Source organism: Variovorax sp. P1_H2 (assembly GCF_056405295.1).
The window spans coordinates 1-7,090 of the sequence record NZ_JBFUCJ010000193.1 but is presented as its reverse complement, the minus strand read 5'-3'; the positions used below and the strand labels follow the sequence as shown (position 1 = coordinate 7,090).

Annotated in this window: 7 protein-coding genes; 1 reads left to right on the top strand and 6 read right to left on the bottom strand. The window is 68.2% G+C overall.

All coding sequences use genetic code 11. The annotated features are described in order from the left end of the window. Window positions 1-231: 231 nt before the first annotated feature. From AC1D2E_RS33985 to AC1D2E_RS33960, 6 genes are all read right to left on the bottom strand, one after another. The gene (locus AC1D2E_RS33985; protein ID WP_478201487.1) at window positions 232-1,299 is read right to left on the bottom strand and encodes a maleylacetate reductase; all 1,068 of its coding nucleotides are present in this window, start codon (window positions 1,297-1,299) and stop codon (window positions 232-234) included. A 5-nt stretch (window positions 1,300-1,304) separates the two neighbouring features. Beyond that, a complete protein-coding gene (locus AC1D2E_RS33980) occupies window positions 1,305-2,768 on the bottom strand; it encodes an aldehyde dehydrogenase family protein (protein ID WP_478201488.1) in 1,464 nt (487 codons plus the stop codon). Window positions 2,769-2,844: 76 nt separating this feature from the next. Continuing rightward, the gene (locus AC1D2E_RS33975) at window positions 2,845-3,315 is read right to left on the bottom strand and encodes a nuclear transport factor 2 family protein (protein WP_478172304.1); all 471 of its coding nucleotides are present in this window, start codon (window positions 3,313-3,315) and stop codon (window positions 2,845-2,847) included. 141 nt (window positions 3,316-3,456) lie between these two features. Then, a complete protein-coding gene (locus AC1D2E_RS33970) occupies window positions 3,457-4,464 on the bottom strand; it encodes a hydroxyquinol 1,2-dioxygenase (RefSeq protein ID WP_478112299.1) in 1,008 nt (335 codons plus the stop codon). A gap of 19 nt (window positions 4,465-4,483) precedes the next feature. Next, window positions 4,484-4,993: a cupin domain-containing protein gene (locus AC1D2E_RS33965; RefSeq protein ID WP_478201486.1), complete on the bottom strand. Its 510-nt coding sequence runs from the start codon at window positions 4,991-4,993 to the stop codon at window positions 4,484-4,486. A gap of 417 nt (window positions 4,994-5,410) precedes the next feature. After that, window positions 5,411-6,361: a LysR family transcriptional regulator gene (locus AC1D2E_RS33960; RefSeq protein ID WP_478201485.1), complete on the bottom strand. Its 951-nt coding sequence runs from the start codon at window positions 6,359-6,361 to the stop codon at window positions 5,411-5,413. Between the two features lie 58 nt (window positions 6,362-6,419). Between AC1D2E_RS33960 and AC1D2E_RS33955 the strand changes: the two genes are divergently transcribed. Next, window positions 6,420-6,854 carry a DUF1841 family protein gene (locus tag AC1D2E_RS33955; RefSeq protein WP_478201484.1) on the top strand — a complete coding sequence of 145 codons (435 nt, stop codon included), beginning with the start codon at window positions 6,420-6,422 and terminating at the stop codon, window positions 6,852-6,854. The last annotated feature ends 236 nt before the right edge of the window (window positions 6,855-7,090 follow it).

The following is a 7,090-nucleotide window of genomic DNA, read 5'->3' as shown; positions in this document are numbered from 1 at the left end:
GTCTTCATCTGGTCGATGACCCACTTGTCGGCCTCGCCGAAGGGCGCCAGCGGCCCGGTCTGCGGCGACACGTAGCCGATCTTCAGCGTGTCGGCCGCGAACGCCCGCGGCGCCGCGCCGCTGGCGGCCAGGGCGGCCGCAGCCTGGGTGAACTGCCTGCGATTGAGGGTCATGGTTGTCTCCTTCTTCTGTCTTCTCTTCTTTGCACAAACCGGTGTCGAACGGCGTCCGTCAGCGCGGCGGATCGCCGTCGTACGCGCGTTGCAGAAGCGCACGGATCGCATCGCGCTCGGCGGGGCCGAAGGGCCTCGGATTCCAGTAGGGGTTGCCGACCGCGAGATCGGCCGCGCGGTCGAGGTCGGCCTCGCGCATGCCGATGTCCTTGAGCGCCACCGGCGCGCCGTTGTCGCGGGCCAGCGCCTGCAGCCCCTCGGGCGCGGAAGCCGCACCCAGCGCCTGCGCGATGTCGTTCATCGCACGCGGCGCGGCCTGCGCGTTGAAGGCGATCGCATGCGGCAGCACCACCGTGTGCACCTCGGCGTGCGGCAGGTTGAAGCTGCCGCCCAGCGTGTGGCAGAGCTTGTGGTGCAGCGCCATGCCGACGCTGCCGAGCACGCTGCCGCAGAGCCAGGCGCCGTAGAGCGCATCGGCACGCGCCTCGATGTCGTCGGGCCGCTTGCGAATCGCCGGCAGGGCCCGCGCGATCGCGGCGATGCCTTCGCGCGCCATCAGGTCCATCACCGGGTTGCTGTCCTGCGCATAGAGCCCTTCGGCCGCATGCGCGATCGCGTTGATGCCGCTGGTCACGCTCAGGCCCACGGGCAGCGTGCGCGACAGCTCGGGGTCGTAGATCACGGTGCGCGGCAGCACGCGCACATCCTTGCCGGTCTTCTTGAGGCCGCCCTCGGTGAGGCCGTAGATCGGCGTCATCTCGCTGCCGGCATAGGTGGTCGGAATCGCCAGGATCGGCAGGCCCGAATCGAGCGCGATGGCCTTGCCGAGGCCGGTGGTCGAGCCGCCGCCGATCGCGACCGCGCAGTCGGCGTCGAGCGCACGCGCCAGCTCGCGGGCTTCGCGCGCGGTCTCGATCGGCACATGCATCACGGCGCGATCGAAGACACCGGCCGCCTTCGCACCGAGCATCGCGGCCACGCGCTCGGCCTGTCCGCGTTGTTCGGGCGTCGACAGCACCAGGGCACGGCGCGCGCCCAGCGCGTCGATCTCGCGGGCCAGGTGCGCGAGCGAGCCGGCGCCGAACACGACGCGCTGGGCATGGCTGGTGTAGATGAAGTCGTGCATGGCAGTCAGCGCACGAAGTGCGGCGGGATCTGGGCGTCGACGTTGACCCACACGCTCTTGACCTGCGTGTACTCGCGCATCGCGTCGAAGCCCATCTCGCGGCCGTAGCCGCTCTGGCCGACGCCGCCGAAGGGCGAGCCCGGATTCACGCGCTTGTAGCTGTTGATCCAGACCATGCCCGCGTGCAGGTCGCGCGCCACGCGGTGGGCGCGCTGCAGGTCGCGGGTCCACAGGCCGCTGCCGAGGCCGTAGTCGGTGCCGTTGGCGATTTCCATCGCCTCTTCGTCGTCCTTGAAGGTGAGCACGGTCACGAAGGGACCGAACACCTCTTCCTGCGCGATGCGGTCGCGCCACGACTTCGCCCGCACCACGGTCGGCTGCACGTAGCAGCCGCGCGCCAGGTCGCCGCCCGGTGCCGTGCCGCCGGCCAGCAGCTCGCCGCCCTGCTCTTTCGCCACCTCGACGTACTGCAGCACGCGCTCGCGATGCTGAGCACTCGTGAGCGGTCCCATCTCGGTCGCATCGTCGAGCGGGTTGCCGAGCCGGATCGACTGCGCCAGCGGAATGAACTGGTCGAGGAAGGCATCGGCGATCTTCTCGTGCAGCATCAGGCGCGAACCGGCGATGCAGGCCTGGCCCTGGTTGTGGAAGATGGCCCAGGCGCTGCCGTTGATCGCGGCCGGCAGGAAAGCATCTTCGAAGATGATGTTGGGGCCCTTGCCGCCGAGCTCGAGCTGCACCTTCTTGAGGTTGCCGGCGCTGGCCTGCACCACGCGGCGGCCGGTCGCGGTGCTGCCGGTGAAGGCGACCTTGGCGATCTCCGGATGCTCGGCGATGTACTGCCCCACCACGCTGCCGAGCCCCGGCACCATGTTGACCACGCCGTCGGGCAGCCCGGCCTCGGCCATCAGCTCGACGATCTTGAGCGAGCTCAGCGGCGTGATCTCGGCCGGCTTCATGACGATGCAGTTGCCGGCGGCGAGCGCCGGCGCCATCTTCCAGCTGGTGAACATCAGCGGGAAGTTCCACGGCACGATCTGGCCCACGACACCGACCGGCTCGCGCAGCGTGTAGTTGAGGAAGCCGGCCTCGACGGGAATAGTCTCGCCCTGGAACTTGTCGGCCATGCCGCCGAAGTAGCGGAAGCAGGCCGCGGTGCGCGGCACGTCGAGCTTGCGCGAATCGCGTATCGGATGGCCGGTGTCGAGCGATTCGAGGCGCGCGAGCTCTTCGCCGTTGGCCTCGATCAGGTCAGCGAGCTTGAGCAGGATGCGCCCGCGATCGGCAGCCGCCATGCGGCTCCAGGCCGGGAAGGCGCGCTTCGCGGCAGCCACCGCCTTGTCGACATCGGCCTTGCCGGCCAGCGCCACGTCGGCGATGGTCGAGTTGTCGTGCGGGTTCAGCGTCGCCAGCGTCTCGCCCGATTCCGCCTCGACGAAGCGCCCGTCGATGAAGAGCTGGCGCCGGATGGGTGTCTTCAGGCCGGCGGCCTGCTGGATGTCTGCGAGGGTCATGGACGGGCTCCGTGCCGTTTCGTTGCAATGGTCATTGGGTCTGGCCGGCCAGCCAGGGGTAGCGCGCCGTGTCTTTTCCGGCGTAGTCGGGGTCCAGGTAGATGAAGCAGCGCTGGATCAGCCAGTCGCGGACCTCGAAGACATCGCACCAGCGACCGGCGCCCCATTCGGGCACGCCGGCACGCCAGGGACCGTCCGCGTGCTCGCCATGGCTCGTGCCTTCGCACGCGAACAGGTCGGAGCCCGAGAAGATCCAGTTGAAGCCCGCGTAGTCGTGGCGGATGGACTTGCCGCGGCTGCCGACCTCGCCGAACAGCTTGCCGATTTGCTCCTTGCCGGTCGCCAGCCCCCACTTGGGGAAGTAGACCTGCGCGTCGTCGGCGAACAGGTCGAGGATCGAGCCGCCGGTGGAGGTGACGCCGCCGTTGTCGTAGGCCTTGAGGTATTCGAGGGCCACCGACTTGCGTTGCTCGTCGGTCATGGTTTGACGGGTGAGGGCCATGATGTATCTCCTTCTTCGCTGGTTCCACGCGGGTCGTCGAGCGGCATCGCGCCGCGCCGCGATGCGGCCGGTCGCGGCTGCCGTGTTCAGGGTTGCTCGCAGCGAACGCCGCGCGGTCTTCGCGCGGCCTCGGGTTCGGTTCTAGAACTGGACCGGGATCTCCGGGCTCTCGCCCTTCTGGATCTCGTAGACCAGGCTGGGCGAGCCGTTCTCCCAGACCAGCAGCATCGAGCGCTTGGGGCTGAAGCCCTGGTGGCGGCAGTAGGCCGGCATGGCGGCCATGTCGCCGGCCTTCATGATCACGCGCGCCATCGGCCGGCCGGTGTTCTTGTCGCCGCAGTCCCAGTGGATCTCGTCGGTCATCTGGAAGAACCACTCGACGCGGTCGTTGCCGTGGATGATCGGCAGGATGTGCTCCTCGGTGGTCGGGCACATGTAGCTGTGCTTGACGACCGAGGTGAAGCTCGGGTTCCAGGTCACCTGCGAGCGGCTCAGGAAGCCGAAGAGATTGAAGGCGTGGACTTCGTTCTCGAAGCCGGGCTCGGGATGCAACTCGGGCTGCGCCTGGTCGACGTCGGCGAAGGCCCGGTTGACCGGTGCGCCGCGCGCATCGCTGCGCAGATCGAGGTCGCCCTTGAGGCCGACACAGCGCGTCGCGAGTTCGCGCGCCCGGGTGATCTTGGCTGTGTTGTTGCCCTTCTTGCGGCCGTAGGGCGAGCCGGTTTCCTGCGGCGCCGAGAACGGATCGAAGCTCTCGTTGGTCCAGTCGTCGAGCATGGCCTCGAAGGTGGCGCGGATCTGGGCGGTCGGGAAGTTCTCCAGCAGGTCGATGCCGGCGTCCTTCATGGTGCCGTTGAAGCTGCCGGCATAGAGGTCGACCGACTGGTAGTGGTTGACCGTGCCGACCACGTCGTCGAAATTGACCCAGCCGTAGAAGAAGCCCCAGGCGACGTCGCGCATCAGGGCGCGCAGGTAGTTGCCGACGTCCATCGTGTGGCTCATCGGGCGGCCGTCGCGGGTCTTCCAGGTGATGTGGGCGAAGTACTCGTCGCGGCGGAAGCCGAAGCTGCCGAGAGAGAAATCCTTGTAGCCGAGCGTGGCGTCGGGCTGCGACGCGATCACCTTGGCGAGTTCTGCGGGTGCGTTCATGGTGTGGCTCCTCGGTGGCTCAGTGCGACTGGCAGATGTCTGCCCACTTCTCGATCGACAGATCGCCCTTGCAGGTCTGCAGCACGATCACGCCCGGCTCACCGGCGGTTCGGAACTGGTAGGCGGTGTTCTTCGGCAACAGGCCCTGGTGGCCGCGCGAGAGCTTCATCCAGCCCATCTTCGGGCCCTTCGGTTCGCCCTTCACGAGCACCGCGCCGTTCTTCTGCTCATCGGCCACGGTCTGGCTGGCCTCGAGCTTGACCAGGTGGACCTCGACCTCGCCGTCCATCACCAGCGCGAACTCGTCGTGGGCGCTGGTGTACCAGGGCGAAGTGCCTTCCGCGCGCAGCGTCTCCAGCACGTAGATCTGGTTCTGGCCGAACACCACCTTCTCGTAGGGCTTGCTCCTGCTGGCGATGTCGAAGCAGTTCGACATCGCGTAGTGGCGGACGTCGTCGTCGATCGGCTCGACGTGGCCTTTCTCGAAATGCTTGAGCGACCCGAAGCGGGTCTGGTAGGCAGCGGTCATGGGTTGTCTCCTCAGGTGCCGGACAGTGCAGCGATGGGCTGCGGTGTCTGCACTTTAAGAAACGGCGGGCGGCTCCGGTAGACCTCAAATCCGGGCCGCATTGTTCGGCAAGTCCGGTCAATGCGCAGGGTTTACCCGCAATCGATTCGTTAGGGCCTGTTAACGCTATTTCCGGAGTCGCGAAGGGCTGCCAAGGCGGGCCGATCAAGGCGCGCGACGCCGCGTGTGCGTTGGCACACGCAAGGAGTGCAACGCCGAGCGGCGTGCCTTGGCAGCCCTTCCCTGCGGGTTGCCCGGCCAAGGGGCCGTCTGCGGCGTTGCCCGCGCTTGCAAGGCGAAAGCCTTGCTGCGCACGCGCGCCTTGCATCCAGCCCCTTGGCCGGGCAACGCGATCTCCGGAAATAGCGTTAACAGGCCCTAACCGTCCGCAATCAGCCCGGCCGGCAGCAAGCCCCGCTCGATCATCGCCGCGTCCCACGGCGGCACCTTCGCGAAAGCCGCCGTGAGGTGCTCGATGAAGAGCCGGAGCTTGAACGCATTGCGCGAGGTTTCCGCATAGACCGCGCTGAGAGAGAAGGACGACAGCTGGTGCTCCGGCAGCACCACCTGCAGCTCGCCGCGCAGGATCGGGTCGCCGGCCACCAGCGTCGGCAGGCAGACGATGCCGGCATGCTCCATGGCGTACTCGCGCAGCAGATGCACGCTGTTGGTCAGCAGGGCGGCGCTCATGTACAGGGTCACCTGCTCGCCGGCGTGGTGGAAGGTCCAGCGGTCCCGCGTCGGGTAGCCCGAATAGAGACCCAGCGTGTGCTTGTGAAGCTCGCGCGGACTCGCCGGCGTGCCGTGCGCGCGCAGGTACTCGGGCGTGGCGCAGAACACCCGTCGGACCGGGAACAGCGGCCGCGACACCAGTTCGGTGGACGCGGCCGGAAAGATCTGCAGTGCGCAATCCACGCCGGCCTTGACCGGGTCGACCACCGCATCGCTGACGATCAGCTCCAGGTGAATGTCGGGAAAGCTGACCTGGAAGGCCCGCAGCAGGGCCGCAAAGTGGCCCAGCACGAAGCCGGTCAACGCATGGACGCGCAAGGTGCCGGTGGGCCCGGCCTTGGCATCGCGCATCTGGTCCATGATGTCGTTGGCCCGGCCGACCAGCTCGGTGCAGTCGCGCAGGAAGGCCTGGCCGACGTCGCTGAGCCGCACCACGCGCGTGCTGCGATGGAACAGCGGCGCGCCGACGTGGTCCTCGAGCTGCTTCACGCGGCTGGTCACCACCGACTTCGACACCCGCATCTGCCGCGCGGCCTCGGCGAAGCTCTGGGTCTGCGCGACGCGTACGAATGTCTCTATGTTTTCGAGTCGGTCCATGGCCCAGCAATGTAGCGGCACGGCGACGGATGTGGGGGGCCGGTGCTAATCTCGGCGGATGTTCAATCCCTCCCAAGAGGAAGTACGTCGCTTCTTCTGCGACGTCTTCGCCAAGAGCCGCCGCGGCGAGCCGATGGAAGCGCTCGAGATCATCGCCAGCCGCTGGATCGACGAGCACCCCGAATACCACGCCGACCTGGCCGACGCCGACGCCGCAGTGGCACACGTCTACGACGGCAAGGACGGGCGCGAGAACCCCTTCCTGCACCTGTCGATGCACCTGTCGATCAGCGAGCAGTGCTCGATCGACCAGCCGCGCGGCATCCGCCAGGCGGTCGAGCTGCTGGCGGCGCGCCGCGACTCGCTGCTCGATGCCCACCACGAGGCCATGGAGTGCCTGGGCCAGATGATGTGGGAGAGCCAGCGCGCAGGCCGTCCGCCCGACGGCGAGGCTTACATCGCCTGCGTCCAGCGCCGCGCGACAAGGGACTGACCCCCACGCTCCGTCACTTCGTGTACTCGCTGCCCCCCGAGGGGGCCGCAGGCCGCCTTGGGGCGGCCCGGCGCCGGCCTGACTGACCCCCACGCTCCGTCACTTCGTGTACTCGCTGCCCCCCGAGGGGGCCGCAGGCCGCCTTGGGGCGGCCCGGCGCCGGCCTGACTGACCCCCACGCTCCGTCACTTCGTGTACTCGCTGCCCCCCGAGGGGGCCGCAGGCCGCCTTGGGGC